The organism is Rhodococcus wratislaviensis, assembly GCF_041228765.1.
Classification (GTDB): domain Bacteria; phylum Actinomycetota; class Actinomycetes; order Mycobacteriales; family Mycobacteriaceae; genus Rhodococcus_F; species Rhodococcus_F wratislaviensis.
Map to the genome: position 1 here is coordinate 8,075,259 of NZ_CP150488.1, position 18,810 is coordinate 8,094,068.

Sequence of the window (18,810 nt, forward strand, 5' to 3'; positions counted from 1 at the left end):
TCAACTCCGGAGAATTAGCGGCGACACACGCGAGCAATTTCCCTGAATAAAATTACCCATTCTTCTTCGTCGAAAAAGGGGCGAAATTCTCGGCGCATGAGCAAGGATGGGAAAGTTGCGCTCCGCGGGCCGGCGCCTCCGGGCGTCGCATACGTGACAACCCCGCTGTCGAGCCGACAGCGGGGTTGCGGGAGTGGAGTTGTCTTGACAGGCAGTAAGTTCAGGCGACGACGTTCAGGTTGAGCACCACTCCACCGAACGTTCCGATCGTGTTGGCGAGTCCGAGGGTGAATGCGCTGTTGATTGCGGCGAGCAGTCCGAGCATCATGATGTGCCTCGTTATCTTCCGTGGTATATGCACAGAATTCACTGTTTCGCTCGACAATAAATGAGGCGACATCGATCTGCGAGATATTCGGCGCATTCGCGCCCCGTGCGCGCCGGAGGAGTGTGTGTACTCGCTCACCACTCACGGGCGCGGAGCGCCCCGTTGGGTACCGTGGAAATCGTCGACACGACATCCGGACGAGCGCACCGTACCCGGCCAGCGACAAGACGGTGCCCGGAGGTTTGTCATGGCGTGGATCGTGCTTGTGCTGTCGGGAATCCTGGAGGCCGTCTGGGCCACCGCCCTCGGCCGGTCGGAAGGCTTCACCAAACTCGGACCCAGCGTCGTCTTCGGCGTCGCGTTGATTCTCAGCATGGCGGGTCTGGCGTTCGCGATGCGCAGTCTCCCCATCGGAACGTCGTACGCGGTCTGGGTCGGCATCGGCGCAGCCCTCACGGTCGGGTTCGCGATGGTGACCGGCGCCGAAAGTTCCTCGCTGGTGAAGATCCTCCTGATCCTGGGCATCGTGGGATGCGTCGTCGGACTGAAGGTTCTGCACTGACCGGATCGTGACACTCGATGCTTGTGTGTCGCGGGTTACAGTAATTCCATGAACCTGGTGTCGTTGATGACCCTCCCGGTGCGCGTCGGTCTTGCGGCGGCCGATGTCGGTCTCGGAATCGCCGAAGCCAGCCTGGTGACCGTCCGGACGGCGGTCGCCGGGACCGGCGTGGTCACGGGGATGAGCACCCAGGGCAGCCCGTTGCAGGTGATCAGCCAGCTGTCGTCGCTCGCGGCCAACGACCGGCCGCTCGGGCAGGCCCTCCAGCCGGGGGGTCCGCTCGACCGCCTGCTCGCTCCGGGTGGTCCCGTCGACCGTCTCACCTCGGAGGGCGGCACCCTCGAACGGCTGCTCGAGCCGGGCGGCCCGCTCGAGCGGGTTCTCGCCAAGGACGGCCCGCTCGACCGGGTGCTCGCCGAGGACGGCACCCTGGAACGGCTTCTCGCGAAGGACGGTCTGCTGGACCGTCTCACCGCCGAGCAGGGACCGCTCGAACGGCTGACCGCGCAGGATGGCGCCGTCGAGCGGCTCACGGCGCCGGGTGGACTCGTGGACCGGGCGCTCGCCGAGAACGGCATCCTCGAGACCCTGCTGTCGGAGGGTGGCGCGTTCGAACGTCTCATCGCCGAGGGCGGCCCACTCGACCAGATCGTCGCGCTGTCCGAGACGTTGACGGCGCTGGCGCCAAACCTCGAGCGGATGAGCGCCAGCATCGACCTGCTGCAGGAAACGGTGGGGATTCTCAGTGCCGCGGTCGGGCCGCTCGGCGATCTCGCCGGCAAGTTGCCGGGCCGCTGGCTCAAGGGCAAGGGCGACCGCCCGGGCGTCGACTACACACTCGGGCCCGCCTGATCCCTTGACCTGAACGTAACTCGAGGTTTTACGGTCGGGTCATGACTCGCATCGAAGGCCTCGGACCCGTCGGCATCTCACTGAACATCACACCGGACGAGACGTATCTCGATGAGGCGGCCCGGCTGGAATCCCTCGGCTATTCGGCGATCTGGTTGCGGGGCGGTCAGATCGACAGCCTGGACCGGATCACGGCTGTCGTCCGGGCGACGGACTCGATACCTGTCGCGACCGGCATCATCCCGGTCGACGTGTACGAGTCGGAGGCCGTCGCACAGCTCCATGCGGATCTACAGACCACGGCGCCGGACCGGTTCGTCGTCGGACTGGGCGGCCCGCAGGTCCCCCGGCCGCTCCGGGGGTTGAACGAGTATCTCGACAAACTCGACCGGTCCGCTCCGCCGGTGCCGGCGGAGCGACGGATTCTGGCCGCGCTGGGCCCGCGCAAGCTGGAACTCGCGCGGGACAGGGCCGCGGGGGCCATCCTGCTCCTCGTCACCCCCGACTACACCGCCGAGGCGCGGCGCATCCTCGGTCCGGACGCCACGCTCGTCGTCTCGCTGATGACGGTCCTCGGCACCGACGCCGCGCGTGCCCGCGACACCGCCCGCGTACCGCTCCGTTTCCTGTCCGGGGTGGGCGGCTACGCCACGAATTTCGTGCGGATGGGTTTCGGCGCCGACGACATCGCGGGGCTGAGCGACCGGCTCGTCGACGACCTGGTCGCCTGGGGCGACGCGGACGCGATCGTCGCGCGGGTCCACAGCCACCTCGCGGCCGGCGCCGATCACGTCGTCGTGAGCGAACTGGGTGAGGAGCCGGACGAGGTGGCCCGGCAGCTCGCGAGACTACTGCCGCTTCGCGCATAGGACCGACCGGCCGACAGCAGCCGACCGATGCCTCTGGTATGTATTTCGCATGACACGAACCATCGTTGCGCTGTTGATCCCTGCTGCCCTGCTGCTCGGGGCGTGCAGTTCCGAATCGGCCACCACCGAGGCCGAGTCCCCGGCGAGCGCAACGACCGAGGCCACCGAGGCGTCCTCCGCGGACCTGCCTGCAGTCGCTGACCTGTGCAAAGGCCTGCTCCAGTACGCGAACGGCGCGGAGGCTCGCGCGCAGCAGAGCGGCGAGACGTTCGACCGCACGAAGGCCCTCGACGACCTCTTCACCCAGTCGGCCGAGACGCCGGAGTGGAAGGACGCTCCGCAGGACCGCAAGGACCAGATGATCCAGGCCTACGACGCCGCCAAGACCGGGGCCTGCTGACCCGGCTTCGCAATCGAGGACCCGAACTGTCCTCAATCCTTCGTAGCGTGCTCGATATGACCGACACGACGAAGACCATCCGTCCGTTCCGCATCGACATCGCGCAGGAGCAACTCGACGATCTCGCCGATCGCCTCGCGCGCACCCGGCTCGGCACACCTCTCCCCGGTGACGACTGGGCGAGCGGTGTGCCCACGTCCTACCTGGTCGAACTCGTCACGTACTGGCGCGACGAGTTCGACTGGCGGGCTCAGGAGAAGTCGCTCAACACCATCCCGCAGTTCGTGACCGAGATCGACGGGCAGAACATCCACTTCCTCCACGCGCGCTCGCCCGAACCGGACGCGCTGCCCCTCGTCCTCACCCATGGCTGGCCGGGTTCGTTCGTTGAGTTCCTCGACGTGATCGGACCCCTCACCGACCCCGCGGCGCACGGGGGCGACCCCGCCGACGCGTTCCACGTGGTCGTGCCGTCGCTTCCCGGATTCGGATTCTCCGGACCGGTCCGCAAACCGGGCTGGGACACCAGCCGTATCGCTACCGCGTGGGCAGAGCTGATGAGCCGGCTCGGCTACCACCGCTACGGGGTCCAGGGCGGGGACATCGGTGCGGCCGTCTCCCCCGAGGTCGCCCGCATCGCCCGGGACGCGGTGGTCGGGGTGCATCTCAACGGCAACGTCGGAGTTCCGTTCCACGAGCTGGACGAGGCGGAGCGGTCCAGCCTGTCACCGTTGGAACAGGACCGCCTGGACCGGGTGTCCCGGTTCATGTCCGAGGAGTTCGGCTACATCTCCATCCAGTCCACGAGACCCGCGACTCTCGGTGCCGCGCTTGCCGATTCGCCAGTGGGTCAGCTCGCGTGGATCGTCGACAAGTTCCGCGAATGGACGTATCCCCGGGAGGCGCTCCCCCACGACGTCGTCGGCATCGACCGACTTCTCACCAATGTCATGCTGTACTGGCTCTCCGACACCGCGTCGTCGTCCGCGTATGTCGGCTACGCGCAGGAATCGTCCTGGGGCGCCGAAAAATCCGCGTCCGGGATCCCGACCGCGGTCATCGTCTTCGCTCACGACGTCGGCATCCGCCGCTACGCCGAACAGGAACACGCGATCACGCGATGGACCGACGTCGAGGACCGTGGCGGTCACTTCGCCGCACTCGAAGAGCCCGAGACGCTGACCGCGGACATCCGGGAATTCTTCGCCGGACTCCGCTGAGCGGGACACGACGAAGCGCCGGCCCCGAGCAGCGGGACCGGCGAGTTCGTCGATGGTATTGCGTCAGTTGCCGATACCGGCAACCTCCTGGGCGATACCGGCGAGCCGCGTCTGGGCCGCGGAGACCACACCCTGACGGTCCTTGTGGGCTTCCTCGTAGGCGACGACGGTGCGCACGTCGGAGGGATCGGTCAGTTCCTTGACCGCGGCGACGGCCTGGGACACGTTGAGGTCGTCGTAGTCGGCGATCGGCAGTTCGTCTGCCTCCAGGACGCCGCCGGCGGTGCGTGCGGAATGAATCGCATCGGCGATTCCGTCGGCGCCTTCGTCGCGAGTGACCCGCTCGGCCGTTTCGAGGGCGGCATCACGCGAGGCGGCAAGCGTCTTCACCGCGACGTCGCCCGCGTGGGCGCCTCGCCCGAGCAACGCGCTCAGCATCGGCGGGGTGGTGCGGGCCGTGTCGAGAGCACGGTCGATGCCGCGCGCGGACCACGAGACGGGGACGTTGATCAGCCGGATCGTGGCACCGGTCGCCGCCTGGAACGGGGTGCGTCGCAATGCCGCCGGTCCGCCGAGCGCCTCCTCCGCGAGCACCGTGGTCAACCAGTCGACGGTCGCCGCGTGCGCGGTGACCAGTCGATCGGCCAACCGGACGACGTCCTGCTTCCCGGCCGTGGTCGCGAGGGCCTTCACGTACCGCGCCCGGTCGAGCAGCTGGTGCTCGAGGACGAGGTCGCCGAGCAGAGCCTCGTCGAACGGCTGCGCCTGTTCCGCCATCGCCTTCAGCGCCGCTGCGAGCCGGCCGAGCAGCGGGCCGACGATCTCCGGCACTCCTCCGAGATCGCGGATGGCGCGTTCGATCGCCGCTGCGCGGAGGCGTCCGTTCTCGGCGTTCTCGGTCAGTTCTCGGCGCACGGCCTCGGTGCGCGCCTGCGCGACGCGGGTTTCGGCGACCTGGATTTCGGTGTTGGTCAGATCGAGTACGGCGTGCAGCTGGGTGATGAGTGTGGGGACGGTGGTGAGGGTCATAGTGTGTCCTTCCGGTTCGTGGGGTGCGATCAGATCAGGCTGGAGATGAGATACGCAGCGAGGAGGACTCCGACCAGAACGGCCGCAGCGGTGACGGCCGCGAGGACCGCCGATCCGGTCACGGACATCGCGGGCACGGCGGCAACGAGCGCAGCGACGAGAGCGGTCCCGAGCGAGAAACGACGGTCGGGCTCGTCCTGCTGGTTCTTCGCGTGCCGGGGCGCGTGCGTGCGGAGTGCATTGTGGGCAAGGGTCATGGTTCGATTTCCCGTCTGGAGTCGAATGCGGACCAGAGTCGGGGCGTACACGAGAGGGCATTCGCCGGACGACGCTGTCGGCGCCTTCGTGCAGGGCCCGGGTTTCGCGATTTACAGCGGTAGTGCGCTGACGACATCGACTGCACGGGCGGTGTCTCGTTCGGCCATTGCTTGTTCTCTCCCTGCCACAACGTCACATGCTCGTACGTGTGCGGCTCGTTCGGGTCGTCAACTTATCTGCTCTGGCGGATACAGATTTCATCTTATCTACTCGGCAGTAAAGGTCAACCCGTTGAAGCATGTGAATCGGCCGACGCGGGGATTACGCGTGCTGAAACCACCAGGACCAGCGCGGATGACACACCCACGGGATCCCGTTTCCCGAGAAGACCGGAGGCGGACGCCGGCCTGACGGTCACTCTCCGGCCGAGCCGCGCTCCGATCCTTCCAACCGGGACGCCAGATCCGCATTCTCGGATTCGAGCGCGAGAATGCGCTGAATGCCCGGGACGTTCACTCCGTCCTCCATGAGCTGGGCAATGCGCGCCAACCTGACCAGATCGTCTTCGCTGTATCTGCGGGTGCCGCCACTGGTCCGGGCCGGGGTCAGCAATCCGCGGCGCTCGTACAGCCGCAGAGTCTGCGGGCCGATGCCCGTCAACTCCGACGTCACCGCAATTCCGTAGACCCCGCGACATGAGCGGGGTAGGGCGTCGATGGTCACAACAGGCTCCCTTCTGCTTAAGGAACACCTGATATTAACAAACGAATGAAACGAATCTATAACGAGGGATATAGATTTTGCATATTCCGCCCATCATGACGGCTCGGCCGTGGCGAGGACCAGGACCGGGTGACGTAATCTCGGGTCCGAACCGAACACGAACCGCGGCCGCCCCGGCAGGGTTCGTGGAGGTGTCGTGGCCGCGAGTGCCACGGCCTCAGCGCCAGAGACGAGAAGACGGTGCCCCGCACTCAGGAACACGCTGATCGTTACCGCGACGCCCTCACTGCGCTCGCCGCGGCCACCCAGCGACCGGCAAATGTCGTCAACACCGGTACGGGCTACGCGATCCGGGTCGACTTCGAGTACAACCGCTACCTTCTCGCATCCAACGCGGCCGACGGACTGACCGACGCCGCCGAGGACACGTCCGAATGGCGAGTCCGCCTGTACCAGGGCGCCGCCGACGGCACTTCCGACGAACTGCTGGCCGCCGCCGAGCACGCATGGCTCGTCGACGCGTTCGACCTGGCGTTCGCCGACATCCGGGCCGAGGGCAAATGGCAGACGGCCGACGCATCGTTCGACGAATTCAACCCCACCAACGACCAGTCTGCGAGCTGAGCCGGTCAGCGCCGCTCAGGCGCGACCCGGGACCTCGGACTGCACGAGCAGCTCCAGCTCGGCGTTGCGCGCCGCGAGGATCGCGTTCTCGGCTTCGAGCTGAAGGATCTGACCGATTCCGATCAGATTGACACCGGCCGCGACGAGTTCGGTGATTTTCTGGAGGCGGGCGACATCCTCCTCGCTGTACCGGCGTGTTCCACCGCCCGTGCGAGTCGGTGTGATCAACCCTCGCCGCTCGTACAAGCGCAGCGTCTGCGGCCCGATACCCGTCAGCTCCGACGTTACCGAGATCCCGTACACACCCCGCTGCGAACGAAGGGGCACATGAGAGGACGTCACCGGATCTCCCTTCTTCTCAGGGCGCATCAATCTTAGCAAGGCCCGGACGACACAATGTGCCGCAGGGGGTACAGGTTCGCTTCGTTATGCATGCACTGCCGTCCCGCAGTCCGGTCGCACGGATCTCGGCGGCCCGGAGGGCCACACGGCCTCGCCTGATGTCTTCCTGGTCCAGTTCCCCGTCCGATGATCGCCCCTCGAGCAGCAATCTTGCCGATTCCGCTTGAACTTCCTGCGCTAGGACTGTAGAACAAATCTATATTCTTCAACGCAGATAAGTTCTCACCACGAGGTGGGCACCAAGGAGAACAGATGACCACACACGACCCGCAGAACGCTCCCCACGACGGAGAAGTCCTCGTTCTCGGCGCAGGCAGCGGCGGAGCGATCGCCGGCGGCCTGATCGCCACGCTGGCGCTCAGCGCGCTCACTCTCCTTTCGTCCCTGCCGACCTGACGGCCGGCCCGGCCACCTTTTCCACCCCGACCCTTCGCACCCGACAGGACACAGCGCTCATGCCCGCGAGCTCCACATCCCACGCTTCCGCCACCACTACTGCCTCGCGAGGCGGAGCAACGATGAGCACCGAGGAAATCAAGGCCCGGATCGAGGCGATGTTCGCCGACGAGGCCACCGATACCTCCCCCGCACTCGTCGAATAGCGACGCCATTGCCGATGCCGGCAGGTCAGAGAAGGGCAGAGCCATGAATGTGTCCACCCAGCTCGTCGCACCATCCTGCGAAATCCGTCGCATCCCCTCGCGGACGACGCCGACGCATCGCACGATGCCTGCGCCGGATGTCGCAGCGGAAGACCGCCGGGCGGAACGCCCGGAGGCCGGGCGCCGCGAGCGCGACCAGTACCGTGACGTACCCGCGCAGTGCGCGGCCATCGGCAGGCTCTCCGCCTCCGACCCCCGCCGCGAAGTGTTGCGGCAGCGGCTGATCGAACGTTGCCTGCCGCTCGCCGAACACATCGCCCGGCGTTTCCACGGTCGTGGCGAACCACTCGACGACCTGATTCAGGTCGCCCGCCTCGGTCTGGTCAAGGCCGTCGACCGCTTCGACGCCCGCTGCGGAGCGAACTTCGTGTCCTACGCCGTGCCGACCATCACCGGCGAAGTGCGCAGGCACTTCCGCGACACGGGCTGGGCCATGCGCGTCCCGCGCAGCATGCAGGAACTGCACCTCTCCCTCACCAACGCGACGACCGAACTGACCACCACACTCGGACGCGCCCCGACGGCGAGCGAACTGGCCGAGGCCGTCGGGATCGACAAGGACGAAGTCGTGCAGGGGCTCCGGGTCGCCGACGCGTACAGCACCCTCTCCACCGATTTCCCGCTCGGCGAGAACGAACGACCACTGTCGGAGACGATCGGCGACGTCGACCCGGCCCTCGCCCACGTCGAGGACCATGTGGTCCTCGCCCCCCTGCTGGAATCGCTTCCCCACCTTGAACGCACCGTGCTGGTCCTGCGCTTCTTCGGCAACATGACCCAGTCGCAGATCGCCGCTCGGGTGGGTGTCTCGCAGATGCAGGTGTCCCGGCTCCTGTCCAAGACCCTGACGGACCTGCGCGGGAAACTCGCCGACGCCGGGGGTCAGATGCTCTCGTAAGCGGCCAGGAAGTCCTCCCACGTCCGCTTGCCCGTCGCTGCGACGTCGAGGGACAGATTCGCGCCGTTTCGGTAGGCACGGCCGGCCTTTCCCGGCATCCGGACCGGCATCATCAGCCGACGCCGTTCGGTCGCCTGCAGGTATCCGCGCATCAGATCGGCCATTCCGTAGACGGTCGGCCCGGGCAGGTCGGGAACCAGGCCGGCCGGGGCGCCGAGCGTCAGTTCCACCAGACGCGCCGCGACCTCCCCCGAGTCGACCGGCTGGAAACGCAATCCGCCCGGGACCGGGATCACCGGCAGTTTCACCATCTTCTGCAGCATGGCCAGCACCAGGTCGTGGAACTGGGCCGCGCGCAGCGTCGTCCACGGCACACCCGAGTCGGCCACCGCGCGTTCCGCGGCCAGCTTGGATCCGAACCAGCCGAGCGGAACTCCGTCGGCGCCGATCACCGAGATGTACACCAGGTGCTGCACCCCGGCGCGCGAGGCGGCCTCCACCAGGTTCCGCGTCGCCACCTCGTCCCCCTTGGGGCCGCCCGCCAGGTGCAGAACGGTCTCGACCCCCTCCAGTGCAGGCTCTATTCCCTTGCCCTCGAACAAGTCACCGGTCACGTACTCGACGCCGTCGCCGGGCTCGCGGCCGTGCCGGCTGAGAACGCGCACGTCCCGTCCCGTCGCCCGCAGCAGTGGGACGACCTGACGTCCCAGCGTGCCCGTACCGCCGGTGATCAGAATGGGTGATGTCATGATCTCTCCAGATTCGTTGGGTGCGGGACTCGGTTTCCCGGTCTCGACAGCTGGTTTTCGTTGGATCTACTGCTAGGACACGCGGCGAGGAAGGAATGTGACACGGTGGACGACCGCGATCGGCTGACGGAGCGTTTCGAGGAACACCGCTCCCGGCTGCGGGCTGTCGCGTACCGGATGCTGGGCTCGGTGAGCGAGGCCGACGACGCCGTCCAGGAGGCGTGGCTGCGCATGAGCCGCGCCGACACCGGCGACGTGGACAATCTCGAGGCCTGGCTGATCACCGTGGTGTCGCGGGTATGCCTGAACGTGCTGCGCTCACGCGAGCAGCGGCGCGAGGAACCTCTCGACGTGCAGGCACACGACCCGGTCGTCGGCCGCGAGGACGGTGGCGATCCCGAACACGAAGCGATGCTTGCCGACTCGGTCGGTCTGGCACTGCTCGTGGTGCTCGACACGCTGACCCCGGCCGAACGGCTCGCGTTCGTGCTGCACGACATGTTCGACGTGCCCTTCGACGACGTCGCACCCATCGTGGGTCGCTCCTCCACTGCGGTGCGGCAACTCGCCAGCCGGGCCCGGCGACGGGTCAAGGGAGCCTCGCCTGCCCCGGACACGGCGGATCTGGACCGCCGGCGCCGCGTCGTCGACGCCTATCTGGCCGCCACCCGCGGCGGCGACTTCGACGCTCTGGTCGCCCTGCTCGATCCGGACGTGGTGCTCCGGGCCGATCCGGCTGTCGGCCCCACCCCGGCACCTCTCGTGATCCGGGGTTCCCGTGTCGTGGCCAAGGGCGCGCTCGCCTCCTCGGAACGGGCCCGGTTCACTCAGATCGCCCTGGTGAACGGGGCGGTCGGACTCGTGATGGCTCTCCACGGACGGCTGCACCTGGTGCTGGCGTTCACGATCGAGGACGGCAGGATCACCGAGATCGACGTCATCGCAGAACCCGATCGCGTCGGCCGACTCGATCTCGCGGTCCTCGGTGACTGAAGGGACCCCGGTCACCCTTACCGGGTGATGCCCCTGCGCGCCCCGACCCGCAGCATGGAGGTTGCCGACACTGCGCGGAGAGGGGCGCGAACGTGACCACTGCCTCGGACGACGATGCCCCACCTCAGAGCGCGGCCGCGCCGTCGCCGTTCCCGCCGATCGCCGACTACGCCTTCCTCTCGAACTGCCACACCGGGGCGCTGATCGCACCGGACGGTTCCGTCGACTGGCTGTGCGTGCCCCGGTTCGACTCGCCCAGCGTGTTCGGTTCCCTCCTCGACCGCGAGGCGGGGATGTTCCGGATCGGCCCGTTCGGGCTCAATGTTCCGGCGTCCCGGCAGTACGAGCCGGGAAGCAACACCATTTCGGTGGTGTGGAACACGCCGACCGGTTGGGTGACCGTGCGCAGCGCGCTGACGATGGGTCCGAGCCGCGGCGAGGACACCGTCACTCCCCACACACGACCGCCTGCAGACGAGGACGCCGATCACATGCTGGTCCGCACGGTCACCTGCCTCGACGGCAGCGTGGAGGTGGAGTTGGTGTGCGAGCCCGTGTTCGACTACGGACGCACACCGGCGGAGTGGGTTCTCGTGGACGGCGATCGGCACACCGCCGACGCGAGCGGCGCGGGTCGGACCCTGCGCCTGCGGACGGACATGGCGCTCGGCATCGAGGGTGGGCGGATTCGCGCCCGCCACGTGCTCGAGAAAGGTGAAACCCTGTACTGCGCGCTGTCGTGGGCTGCGGGACTCGCCGCGCCGGAAACGACGGAAGAGGCTGTTGCGCAACTCGATGCAACCTCGGCGTTCTGGCGGCGCTGGTTCAGCCACGCACGTTTCCCCGATCACCGGTGGCGGGAGGCGATCCAGCGGTCCGCCCTGACCATCAAGGGACTCACGTACATGCCGACCGGCGCCACCGTCGCGGCCCTCACGACGTCCCTGCCGGAAACCCCGGGTGGCGAACGCAATTGGGATTACCGGTACACGTGGATGCGGGACTCCACGTTCACACTGCAGGCGCTGCACTACCTGAATCTGGACTGGGAGGCCGACGAGTTCATGCAGTTCGTCGCCGACCTCGAGTCGAACGGCGATGGTGCACTACAGATCATGTACGGAATCGACGGCACCCGCGACCTGACGGAGTCGACCCGCGACGACCTGTCCGGCTACGCGGGGGCGCGCCCGGTGCGCATCGGCAACGGGGCGTTCGACCAGCGGCAGAACGACGTGTTCGGCGCAGTCCTCGACTCGATCCTGTTGCACACGGTGCGCAGCAAGCGGCTCCCCCGCCGGCTGTGGCCGCTCGTGCAGCAGCAGGCGACGTGCGCGTCCGCGGTGTGGCGCAACCCCGATCAGGGGATCTGGGAGGCCCGGGGCGCACCGCAGCACTATGTGTCGTCGAAGTTGATGTGCTGGGTGGCACTGGACCGGGCGTCGAAGATTGCGGGCATCCGCGGCGATCGCTCGGCCGGGGAAACCTGGCGTGCCACAGCCGAAGAGATCCGCGCGGACATCCTCGAGCACGGGGTGAAGAACGGGGTGCTGCGCCAGCACTACGACACCGAGGCGCTGGACGCGTCGACCCTGCTCGCCGCGGTGTTCGGATTCCTGCCTCGCGGGGACGAACGCCTGCGCGCCACCGTCGACGCCATCGCCAACGATCTCACCGAGGACGGATTCGTCCTTCGCTACCGCACCGGTGAAACCGACGACGGGTTGTCGGGCAAGGAAGGTAGCTTCCTGATCTGCTCGTTCTGGCTGGTGTCGGCACTGACCGTGGTCGAACAGGTGCAGGAGGCAACCGATTTGATGGAGCGGTTGCTCAGCGTGTCCTCGCCCCTGGGGTTGTACGCCGAAGAGTTCGACACGAGCACCGGCCGCCATCTCGGCAATTTCCCACAGGCGTTCTCCCACCTCGCGCTGATCGAGGCCGCGGGTCGCATCATCCTCCACGAGCGGATGCGGGAACTGATGTGAGCCCGGACGGGATCCGACGTCCCGTCACCGTAGGCTGAGATCGTGTCCCGAGCAGAGTCGAATCGGACGTACAGCGGCCAACCGGTTGCCGAACGTCGCGTGGCCCGCCGGGCACGGTTCCTCGACTCCGCCCTGTCGGTCTTCGCGGAGAAGACGTACGCCCGCAGTTCGATCAGCGACATCTGCGCCCGGGCCGGACTGTCGCGTCGCCAGTTCTACGAGGAGTTCGACAGCCGCGAGGACATCCTCCTGGCGCTCTACGACACGATTCAGGACGAGGCCCGGGACGCGGTCCTGGCCGCGAACGACCGGGCGCCCTCGCGGGATCCGCGGACCGTCGCAGGCACCGTCATGACGGCGTACATCGAATCGGTCGGCACGGACGAACGGCGGGCCAGGATCATCTTCGTGGAGGTGGTCGGGGCGGGCCCCCGGGTCGAGCAGTACCGACTCGAGCGCCGCACGCAGTGGGCGCGACTCTTCGAGACCGTCACCCGCACGATCGACGGCGGCGTCGTCGACCCGCCCGAGCGGTTCGCGATGGTGTCGATCGCCTTCATCGGGGCAGTCAACGACCTCGCCCACCACTGGAGCACCGCCTCCCCCCGACCGTCTGCGTCGGTCCTGGTGGACATCCTGAGCACGATGCTCATCGCGCTGGTCACCGATCAGACCTGAGCCGAACTTACTCGCGAGTATTGCGATACCCGTCACACCTGATCTAGGGTCTGCCTCAAAGTGAGACATAGGTGTCTCACTTCGGCCCGGGGAGGACCACATGATCGGATCGAGAGCGCTTCGACGGCGAATGCTGCTGGTGGGAGCGATGGCGGTGGGCGCACAGCTCGCCGTCGCCCCGCCGTCGGTCGGGGGTCCCGTCGACGGCGGAACGTCCGTGGACGTGCAGCCGGCACCTACCGTTCCCGCCTGGCCGGAGGCCGACCGGGATTTCTACGAACCACCGGCCGACGTGGTCGCGGCGGCCGAGCCGGGCGAGGTCATCGCCGCCCGCGAAGTCCACCTGGCGAACCTGTCGGTGCTTCCGGTGAACGTCGACGCGTGGCAGCTGTCCTACCGCTCCACCAACTCGCGGGACGAGCCGATCCCCGCCGTCGCGACGGTGGTCAAACCGAGGGGCACGATCGACGGCGTCCGCAATCTGCTCTCGCTCCAGCCGGCGGAGGACTCCCTCGGCAAGTACTGCGCCGCCTCGTACGCACTACAGCAGTGGTCCGTGCCCGCGCCGCTGACCGGTCAGATCGTCGCGCCGCTGCAGTTCCTCGAGGCGCAGGCCGCCCTCGCCCAGGGATGGGCCGTCGTGATGCCGGATCACCAGGGCCCGAACGCCGCGTATGCGGCCGGGCCCCTCGCCGGCCGCATCACCCTGGACGGGATCCGGGCTGCGGAGAACTTCGCCCCACTGGGGCTGTCGGGCCGGCAGACTCCGGTCGGGTTGATGGGCTACTCCGGAGGCGCGATCGCGACGGGTCACGCCGCGGAACTCCACTCGAGCTATGCGCCGGACCTGAACATCGTCGGCGCGGCCGAAGGCGGCATCCCCGCCGACCTCGGCGCCCTCGTCGATCTCGCGGACAACAACCTGGGTGCGGGAATCGTGCTGGGCGGCGTGTTCGGCGTGAGCCGTGACTATCCCGAACTCGCCGAGTATCTCGACACGCACCTGAATCCACTCGGCAAGCAACTCCTGGCCGCCAAGGGCAATCTCTGTGTCAGCTATCAGGCAGCACTCCTGCCGTTCGCGAACCTGAGGGGCCTGTTCGACAGCCCCGGCGGCGACCCGCTGCGCGATCCGGTGGTCGAATCGGTCCTCGACCGGACGAAGATGGGTCATCGGGTCCCGGACGTGCCGATGTTCATGTACCAGGCGAACCCGGACTGGCTGGTACCGGTCGGGCCCGTCGACGCACTCGTCGACACCTACTGCCAGGATCCGAACGCCCGGGTGACGTACACCCGCGACCACGCCAGCGAGCACCTGTCCCTCGAACCGGTCGCGGCGGCGAGTGCACTGCTGTGGCTGCGGGACCGGTTCGACGGGGTGCCCGCCGACGCCGGATGCACCACCCGCGACGTGGGATCGATGGCCCTCGACCAGGCGACGTGGCCGGTGTGGTCGTCGATCGTCGGTGACACGATCGCGAGTCTGCTCGGTCAGCCGATCGGTACGTGAGGGCGCGGGTTCAGAGGCCGCCGACACCGGCGAGCAGTTTGCGCGCCCCCTCGTGGAGGCGGTCCCGGACGGTGGCGACGCTGGTCTGCATCGTGTCCGCCACCTCGTCGCAGGACATTCCCCGGTAATACACGAGGGCCAGTGTCTCCCTTTCGAGGGCGGGCAACGATTCCACTGCATCCAGTACCGCCGACCTGCACGAATTCACTTGCATGCACTCATCGTCAATCACCGGCGGGGTCGGAAACAGGGACCCCAGGGTGACGAACCGCCCACCCCGGGGTGACCGTGCGGCAAAGACAGAGGGCCACCTTCCGGGGGAAGGTGGCCCTCTGTGTGCGGAGGCGATTCCGCGGTGGAGCCTCCTGTCAGGATTGAACTGACGACCGCTCGCTTACAAGGCGAGTGCTCTACCACTGAGCTAAGGAGGCGGACACGCGCGCCCATCATATCCATTGCAGGAACGTCGGCTACTTCCGCCCACATTGGATAGCGTTGGAGCCATGAGTACCTCGGAGATCGCCACCGTCCTCGCTTGGCACGACGCCCTCAACTCCGGCGACATCGACACTCTGCTGTCGCTGTCGAGCGACGACATCGAGATGGGTGGCCCGAAAGGCGCGACTCAGGGCCTGGCGGCGCTGCGGGAATGGGCGTCTACCGCGGGCATCACGCTGATTCCGCAGCGAATGTATTACTACGACGGCGTGCTGGTGGTCGAACAGCAGGCCACGTGGGCGGACCCCGCGGAGACGCGTATCCTGGCCTCTGCATTCCGTGTCGTCCACGATCAGGTCATCTCCACGTTCCGCCACGAGACACTCGAGTCTGCACTCTCCGCTACCGATTTGACCGAGAAAGATCTTGTCTCCGACACGTAGTATGGCCAAGCTCACAGAATCCCTCCAACGGCTCACAGGCGACCGTCGCGCAACGGTCGATGCGGTCACCGCTGCACCCACACCGCTGCAGCCGATCGACCTCACCGACGACGCGGTGGTCGCCGAAGTACTCGACCTCGCCGTGAGAGTCGGTGAAGTGCTCCTTGCGTCGGGCACCGGTGCGATGGACACCGCCGAGCAGGTGCAGTTCATCGCCGCCACGTACGGCCTCGCCCAGTGCGATGTGGATGTCACGTACAACTCCATCGTGCTGTCCGCGTACCGCGGGCCGACCCTCCCGCCGGCGAGCACGATGCGGATAGTGCACTACCGCTCGATGGACTTCACCCGTCTCGCGGCCGTGGACCGGCTCACGCGGCGGATCCGCCGTGAGGCCGTGACCCCCAGCGAGGCGCACGAGGCCCTGACCGCGGTCACCACGGCGCCGCACCCGTACAACCGCTGGATCGCCACGCTCGCCTGGGCGTCCATGGCCGCGTCGGTCTCCGTGTTGATGGGCGGTGGGGTGCTGGTCGCATCGGTCGCCTTCCTGACGACGATGGTGATCTACCGGGTCAACCGGGTCCTCAACCGCATCGGCCTGCCGTTCTTCTTCCAGCAGGTGGCGGGCGGTCTGGTGGCGGCGACCCCGGCGGCGACGCTCTACACGTTCCAGGATCAGCTGGGTGTCGAGATCAGACCCTCGCAGATCATTTCTGCCGGTGTGGTGGTGCTGCTGTCCGGGTTGTCGCTGGTCGGTTCCGTGCAGGACGCCATCACGGGGGCACCGATCACGGCGGCGGCGCGATTCTTCGAAGTGGTCATGATGACCGGCGGCATCATCGCCGGTGTGGCCATCTCGTTGCGTCTGACCGGCGTGCTGGGTTCGACGCTGCCGCCCGTCAACGTCGAGATCACGGAACTCGTGCAGCTACCGGTGCTGGTGATGTCGGGCGCTTTCGCGTCGATGTTCTATGCATTGGCCTGTTACGCCGAGCAGCGCGCCCTCACGGCCGCGTGGTTCGGCGGCGCGGCCGGCGCCCTGGTCTACATGGTGGCGCACCAGTTCGGCATCGGCCCCATCATCGGTTCGGCGCTCGCGGCCACAGTGGTCGGTTTCGCCGGTGGTCTGATGGCCCGCCGCGCGCTCACGCCGCCGCTGGTCGTCGTGGTGGCGGGTATCACGCCACTGCTGCCGGGCCTGTCTCTGTACCGGGGTCTCTACGCCCTGCTCAACAACGAAGTGGTGATCGGACTGAGCTCGCTGCTGGCGGCGTTCGGTATCGGTTGCGCGCTCGCGGCGGGCGTCACGCTAGGCGAATGGATCGCCCGGACCCTGCGGAGGCCGCGCATCCTGCGTCGCACAGACGACATCCGCCGCCCAGTCTTCAAGACGAGGCGGCGGAAGGCGGTCGAAACACACACACAGAAAGCGGCGTGAGGCAGTTTCAGGTGACGGCCTCTCGGCCGTCTGCCGGGTACGACCGCCGGTGTCTCACCGGACGGTCGTCCCGGCACGTCGTCGCCGACACGCGGCGACGGGGAGGTCAGCTCTTGTCGACGCTGTGCCGTCCGCCCGACTTCTCGTCGGCCTCCATGGCCTCACGCAGGCTCTTCGGCCGCATGTCGGTCCAGTTCTTCTCCACGTACTCGAGGCATGCGGCCCGGCTTTCCTCGCCGAAAACCACGCGCCAGCCTGCCGGCACCTCAGAGAACGTGGGCCACAGTGAGTGCTGGTCCTCATCGTTCACCAGCACGTAGAAGCGGCCTTCTTCGTCATCGAATGGATTGGTGCTCATCTCGCCTCGCTTGTCGCATACGTGTCCTGTGCGTTCACACTAGCAAGCGCGCCGTTACGGCCACGCCTTGTTACGACAGATGTAACGATATCTCCCGCCCGCACGGCAACGTTCGACAGGAGCGACGACGTGATTCCGTGCGTTTTCTCCGTGCCGCCCTGCAGATAGATTCCCGCTGTGACGTCCGGTGAAACCGCCAATCTGTAATCTCGGCCCACTTCACGTGGCGGGTGGGTTTTCGGCGCGAGATCGCCGAGCAGAGGCTCGAGGGGTGCGGGAGTGAAGCCGGTGGCCAGAATCAGTGCGTCGCAGGCGAGAGTGTCGGTGAGGCCGTCGACACCGCTGCGGACAGCCACCTCGATTCCGTCCGAAGTCTCGTCGACGGCAATGATCTCCGACGCGCGGCGCATGAACAGGCGGCGACGCCCCCGTACGCGTTCCTGGTATTCGGTCGCGTAGAGCTCGTTGATGAGCTCGATGTCGACCACCGAATAGTTAGTACTCCTATGGACATCCAGCAATCGCAGTCGCTCCGCCTCCGGGGCGCCGTGCAGATCGTCTACCGCCTCCGGATCGAAGATGCGGTTGGCGTACGGGCTGTCGTCGGCCGGGCTGTAGCCGTAACGCGAGAAGACGCTGTGGACTTCGGCTTCGGGGTAGTTTCCGTGCAGGTACTGCACGATCTCGGCGGCGCTCTGGCCTGCCCCGAGGACGACGAATCGATGGTGGACCGGGGCCGGCATCTCGCCGAGCCGGAACAAGAACTGGTGATTGTGGAAGCACCGCGCAGAGGGGTTGGCCCACTCGGGGATTCGTTCCCGCAGACCGGCGCCCATCACGACGTTGCGCGCGATCACCGTGCTGCCGTCGGCGGTGCGGACCTCGAAACGGTCGATCACCCCGTCGTCGCCGCGGATTCCGCGTACGGTCTCCACTGCGGTGCCGTATCGCACGTCGGCGTCCACTCGGCGTGCCGCCCACTGCAGGTAGTCGTGGAACTCGTGACGCGTCGGGAAGAAGGTCTGGTGATTGACGAAGTCGACGAGGCGACCCTGATCGAAGAGGTAATTGAAGAAGGTGAATGCGCTACGCGGATTCCGGAACGTCACCAGGTCCTTCGGAAACGCGATCTGCATCGTCGCGCCGTCGAGAAGCATCCCGGGATGCCACCCGAATCGATCCTGCTTCTCGAAGAACTGCGCGCTGATCCGCTCACGCGGGGGGCACTCCGCATTGTGTTCCTCGATGGCAATGGCCAGGGCGAGGTTAGCGGGACCGAATCCGACACCCACGACATCTCGCACTGGGAGATCTGTACCGACCGTTTCCGGCGATTCACTCATAGCTCGTTGTCCGTCCTCGACGCCGCGCCGCACCCGACCCAG

23 protein-coding genes, 1 tRNA gene and 1 riboswitch are annotated in these 18,810 nt (G+C 67.1%); of the genes, 15 read left to right on the forward strand and 9 right to left on the reverse strand.

All coding sequences use genetic code 11. The features are described from left to right. Window positions 1-503: 503 nt before the first annotated feature. A riboswitch (guanidine-III (ykkC-III) riboswitch) is annotated at window positions 504-565 on the forward strand. Window positions 566-575: 10 nt separating this feature from the next. From WKC72_RS36900 to WKC72_RS36920, 5 genes are read left to right on the forward strand one after another with little or no spacing between them, the layout of a single operon-like run. Further along, window positions 576-890 (forward strand): multidrug efflux SMR transporter, encoded by a 315-nt coding sequence (locus WKC72_RS36900; protein ID WP_009477809.1) that lies wholly within the window; start codon window positions 576-578, stop codon window positions 888-890. A gap of 48 nt (window positions 891-938) precedes the next feature. Then, window positions 939-1,742: a hypothetical protein gene (locus tag WKC72_RS36905; protein WP_005244499.1), complete on the forward strand. Its 804-nt coding sequence runs from the start codon at window positions 939-941 to the stop codon at window positions 1,740-1,742. A gap of 41 nt (window positions 1,743-1,783) precedes the next feature. Further along, window positions 1,784-2,611, forward strand: a complete 828-nt coding sequence (locus WKC72_RS36910) for an LLM class F420-dependent oxidoreductase (protein WP_370181240.1) — start codon at window positions 1,784-1,786, stop codon at window positions 2,609-2,611. Between the two features lie 49 nt (window positions 2,612-2,660). Then, window positions 2,661-3,011 (forward strand): hypothetical protein, encoded by a 351-nt coding sequence (locus tag WKC72_RS36915; protein WP_037241490.1) that lies wholly within the window; start codon window positions 2,661-2,663, stop codon window positions 3,009-3,011. 56 nt (window positions 3,012-3,067) lie between these two features. Further along, window positions 3,068-4,231 carry an epoxide hydrolase family protein gene (locus WKC72_RS36920; protein ID WP_370181242.1) on the forward strand — a complete coding sequence of 388 codons (1,164 nt, stop codon included), beginning with the start codon at window positions 3,068-3,070 and terminating at the stop codon, window positions 4,229-4,231. A gap of 63 nt (window positions 4,232-4,294) precedes the next feature. Here WKC72_RS36920 and WKC72_RS36925 read toward each other — a convergent pair whose 3' ends face one another. The 3 genes from WKC72_RS36925 to WKC72_RS36935 form a co-directional block, all read right to left on the reverse strand. Further along, window positions 4,295-5,260 (reverse strand): ferritin-like domain-containing protein, encoded by a 966-nt coding sequence (locus WKC72_RS36925; protein ID WP_370181243.1) that lies wholly within the window; start codon window positions 5,258-5,260, stop codon window positions 4,295-4,297. A 29-nt stretch (window positions 5,261-5,289) separates the two neighbouring features. Further along, window positions 5,290-5,517: a hypothetical protein gene (locus WKC72_RS36930; RefSeq protein WP_112301311.1), complete on the reverse strand. Its 228-nt coding sequence runs from the start codon at window positions 5,515-5,517 to the stop codon at window positions 5,290-5,292. Between the two features lie 415 nt (window positions 5,518-5,932). Further along, window positions 5,933-6,241, reverse strand: coding sequence for a MerR family transcriptional regulator (locus WKC72_RS36935; protein ID WP_037241504.1), 309 nt, complete (start codon window positions 6,239-6,241; stop codon window positions 5,933-5,935). A gap of 240 nt (window positions 6,242-6,481) precedes the next feature. Here WKC72_RS36935 and WKC72_RS36940 point away from each other — a divergent pair, with 240 nt between their 5' ends. Continuing rightward, complete coding sequence (locus WKC72_RS36940) at window positions 6,482-6,865, forward strand: hypothetical protein (protein ID WP_037241508.1); 384 nt, start codon at window positions 6,482-6,484, stop codon at window positions 6,863-6,865. A 15-nt stretch (window positions 6,866-6,880) separates the two neighbouring features. On the opposite strand, the gene WKC72_RS36945 is transcribed toward WKC72_RS36940, so the two are convergent. Continuing rightward, on the reverse strand, window positions 6,881-7,207 hold the full coding sequence (locus WKC72_RS36945) for a MerR family transcriptional regulator (protein ID WP_037241511.1): 327 nt from the start codon (window positions 7,205-7,207) through the stop codon (window positions 6,881-6,883). 312 nt (window positions 7,208-7,519) lie between these two features. Here WKC72_RS36945 and WKC72_RS36950 point away from each other — a divergent pair, with 312 nt between their 5' ends. From WKC72_RS36950 to WKC72_RS36960, 3 genes are read left to right on the forward strand one after another with little or no spacing between them, the layout of a single operon-like run. Then, a complete protein-coding gene (locus WKC72_RS36950) occupies window positions 7,520-7,663 on the forward strand; it encodes a hypothetical protein (RefSeq protein WP_037241513.1) in 144 nt (47 codons plus the stop codon). Window positions 7,664-7,722: 59 nt separating this feature from the next. Then, window positions 7,723-7,869 (forward strand): hypothetical protein, encoded by a 147-nt coding sequence (locus WKC72_RS36955; protein ID WP_167344068.1) that lies wholly within the window; start codon window positions 7,723-7,725, stop codon window positions 7,867-7,869. Between the two features lie 43 nt (window positions 7,870-7,912). Continuing rightward, a complete protein-coding gene (locus WKC72_RS36960) occupies window positions 7,913-8,827 on the forward strand; it encodes a SigB/SigF/SigG family RNA polymerase sigma factor (protein ID WP_370181244.1) in 915 nt (304 codons plus the stop codon). Here the strand turns inward: WKC72_RS36960 and WKC72_RS36965 are convergent. Then, window positions 8,812-9,576 (reverse strand): SDR family oxidoreductase, encoded by a 765-nt coding sequence (locus tag WKC72_RS36965; protein ID WP_370181245.1) that lies wholly within the window; start codon window positions 9,574-9,576, stop codon window positions 8,812-8,814. The two genes, WKC72_RS36960 and WKC72_RS36965, sit on opposite strands and share 16 nt — an antisense overlap. 105 nt (window positions 9,577-9,681) lie before the next feature. Here WKC72_RS36965 and WKC72_RS36970 point away from each other — a divergent pair, with 105 nt between their 5' ends. From WKC72_RS36970 to WKC72_RS36985, 4 genes are all read left to right on the forward strand, one after another. Next, window positions 9,682-10,569 carry a sigma-70 family RNA polymerase sigma factor gene (locus WKC72_RS36970; RefSeq protein WP_370181246.1) on the forward strand — a complete coding sequence of 296 codons (888 nt, stop codon included), beginning with the start codon at window positions 9,682-9,684 and terminating at the stop codon, window positions 10,567-10,569. 92 nt (window positions 10,570-10,661) lie between these two features. Further along, window positions 10,662-12,554, forward strand: a complete 1,893-nt coding sequence (locus WKC72_RS36975; RefSeq protein ID WP_128639981.1) for a glycoside hydrolase family 15 protein — start codon at window positions 10,662-10,664, stop codon at window positions 12,552-12,554. Window positions 12,555-12,596: 42 nt separating this feature from the next. Further along, the gene (locus WKC72_RS36980; protein ID WP_370181247.1) at window positions 12,597-13,232 is read left to right on the forward strand and encodes a TetR/AcrR family transcriptional regulator; all 636 of its coding nucleotides are present in this window, start codon (window positions 12,597-12,599) and stop codon (window positions 13,230-13,232) included. Between the two features lie 100 nt (window positions 13,233-13,332). After that, window positions 13,333-14,745 carry a lipase family protein gene (locus tag WKC72_RS36985; protein ID WP_370181248.1) on the forward strand — a complete coding sequence of 471 codons (1,413 nt, stop codon included), beginning with the start codon at window positions 13,333-13,335 and terminating at the stop codon, window positions 14,743-14,745. A 10-nt stretch (window positions 14,746-14,755) separates the two neighbouring features. Here the strand turns inward: WKC72_RS36985 and WKC72_RS36990 are convergent, their stop codons facing one another. After that, window positions 14,756-14,959, reverse strand: coding sequence for an RNA polymerase sigma factor (locus WKC72_RS36990; protein ID WP_037241533.1), 204 nt, complete (start codon window positions 14,957-14,959; stop codon window positions 14,756-14,758). A gap of 142 nt (window positions 14,960-15,101) precedes the next feature. Next, window positions 15,102-15,176 (reverse strand) — tRNA-Thr (locus WKC72_RS36995). A 72-nt stretch (window positions 15,177-15,248) separates the two neighbouring features. Here WKC72_RS36995 and WKC72_RS37000 point away from each other — a divergent pair. Both WKC72_RS37000 and WKC72_RS37005 read left to right on the forward strand, forming a co-directional pair. Continuing rightward, a complete protein-coding gene (locus WKC72_RS37000) occupies window positions 15,249-15,626 on the forward strand; it encodes a nuclear transport factor 2 family protein (RefSeq protein WP_037241536.1) in 378 nt (125 codons plus the stop codon). 1 nt (window position 15,627) lies between these two features. Beyond that, complete coding sequence (locus tag WKC72_RS37005) at window positions 15,628-17,067, forward strand: threonine/serine exporter ThrE family protein (protein WP_037241538.1); 1,440 nt, start codon at window positions 15,628-15,630, stop codon at window positions 17,065-17,067. Window positions 17,068-17,173: 106 nt separating this feature from the next. Here the strand turns inward: WKC72_RS37005 and WKC72_RS37010 are convergent, their stop codons facing one another. Beyond that, window positions 17,174-17,425 (reverse strand): MbtH family protein, encoded by a 252-nt coding sequence (locus WKC72_RS37010; RefSeq protein WP_005244517.1) that lies wholly within the window; start codon window positions 17,423-17,425, stop codon window positions 17,174-17,176. Then, window positions 17,422-18,768 carry a lysine N(6)-hydroxylase/L-ornithine N(5)-oxygenase family protein gene (locus tag WKC72_RS37015; protein ID WP_370181249.1) on the reverse strand — a complete coding sequence of 449 codons (1,347 nt, stop codon included), beginning with the start codon at window positions 18,766-18,768 and terminating at the stop codon, window positions 17,422-17,424. The genes WKC72_RS37010 and WKC72_RS37015 overlap by 4 nt, the downstream gene beginning before the upstream one ends. Between the last annotated feature and the right edge of the window lie 42 nt (window positions 18,769-18,810).

Excerpts from the sequence above, each read along its gene's own strand:
- WKC72_RS36900 (WP_009477809.1), top strand. The coding sequence starts at position 576 with ATGGCGTGGATCGTGCTTGTGCTGTCGGGAATCCTGGAGGCCGTCTGG.
- WKC72_RS36905 (WP_005244499.1), top strand. The coding sequence starts at position 939 with ATGAACCTGGTGTCGTTGATGACCCTCCCGGTGCGCGTCGGTCTTGCG.
- WKC72_RS36910 (WP_370181240.1), top strand. The coding sequence starts at position 1,784 with ATGACTCGCATCGAAGGCCTCGGACCCGTCGGCATCTCACTGAACATC.
- WKC72_RS36915 (WP_037241490.1), top strand. The coding sequence starts at position 2,661 with ATGACACGAACCATCGTTGCGCTGTTGATCCCTGCTGCCCTGCTGCTC.
- WKC72_RS36920 (WP_370181242.1), top strand. The coding sequence starts at position 3,068 with ATGACCGACACGACGAAGACCATCCGTCCGTTCCGCATCGACATCGCG.
- WKC72_RS36925 (WP_370181243.1), bottom strand. The coding sequence starts at position 5,260 with ATGACCCTCACCACCGTCCCCACACTCATCACCCAGCTGCACGCCGTA.
- WKC72_RS36930 (WP_112301311.1), bottom strand. The coding sequence starts at position 5,517 with ATGACCCTTGCCCACAATGCACTCCGCACGCACGCGCCCCGGCACGCG.
- WKC72_RS36950 (WP_037241513.1), top strand. The coding sequence starts at position 7,520 with ATGACCACACACGACCCGCAGAACGCTCCCCACGACGGAGAAGTCCTC.
- WKC72_RS36955 (WP_167344068.1), top strand. The coding sequence starts at position 7,723 with ATGCCCGCGAGCTCCACATCCCACGCTTCCGCCACCACTACTGCCTCG.
- WKC72_RS36960 (WP_370181244.1), top strand. The coding sequence starts at position 7,913 with ATGAATGTGTCCACCCAGCTCGTCGCACCATCCTGCGAAATCCGTCGC.
- WKC72_RS36965 (WP_370181245.1), bottom strand. The coding sequence starts at position 9,576 with ATGACATCACCCATTCTGATCACCGGCGGTACGGGCACGCTGGGACGT.
- WKC72_RS36985 (WP_370181248.1), top strand. The coding sequence starts at position 13,333 with ATGATCGGATCGAGAGCGCTTCGACGGCGAATGCTGCTGGTGGGAGCG.
- WKC72_RS36990 (WP_037241533.1), bottom strand. The coding sequence starts at position 14,959 with ATGCAAGTGAATTCGTGCAGGTCGGCGGTACTGGATGCAGTGGAATCG.
- WKC72_RS37000 (WP_037241536.1), top strand. The coding sequence starts at position 15,249 with ATGAGTACCTCGGAGATCGCCACCGTCCTCGCTTGGCACGACGCCCTC.
- WKC72_RS37005 (WP_037241538.1), top strand. The coding sequence starts at position 15,628 with ATGGCCAAGCTCACAGAATCCCTCCAACGGCTCACAGGCGACCGTCGC.
- WKC72_RS37010 (WP_005244517.1), bottom strand. The coding sequence starts at position 17,425 with ATGAGCACCAATCCATTCGATGACGAAGAAGGCCGCTTCTACGTGCTG.
- WKC72_RS37015 (WP_370181249.1), bottom strand. The coding sequence starts at position 18,768 with ATGAGTGAATCGCCGGAAACGGTCGGTACAGATCTCCCAGTGCGAGAT.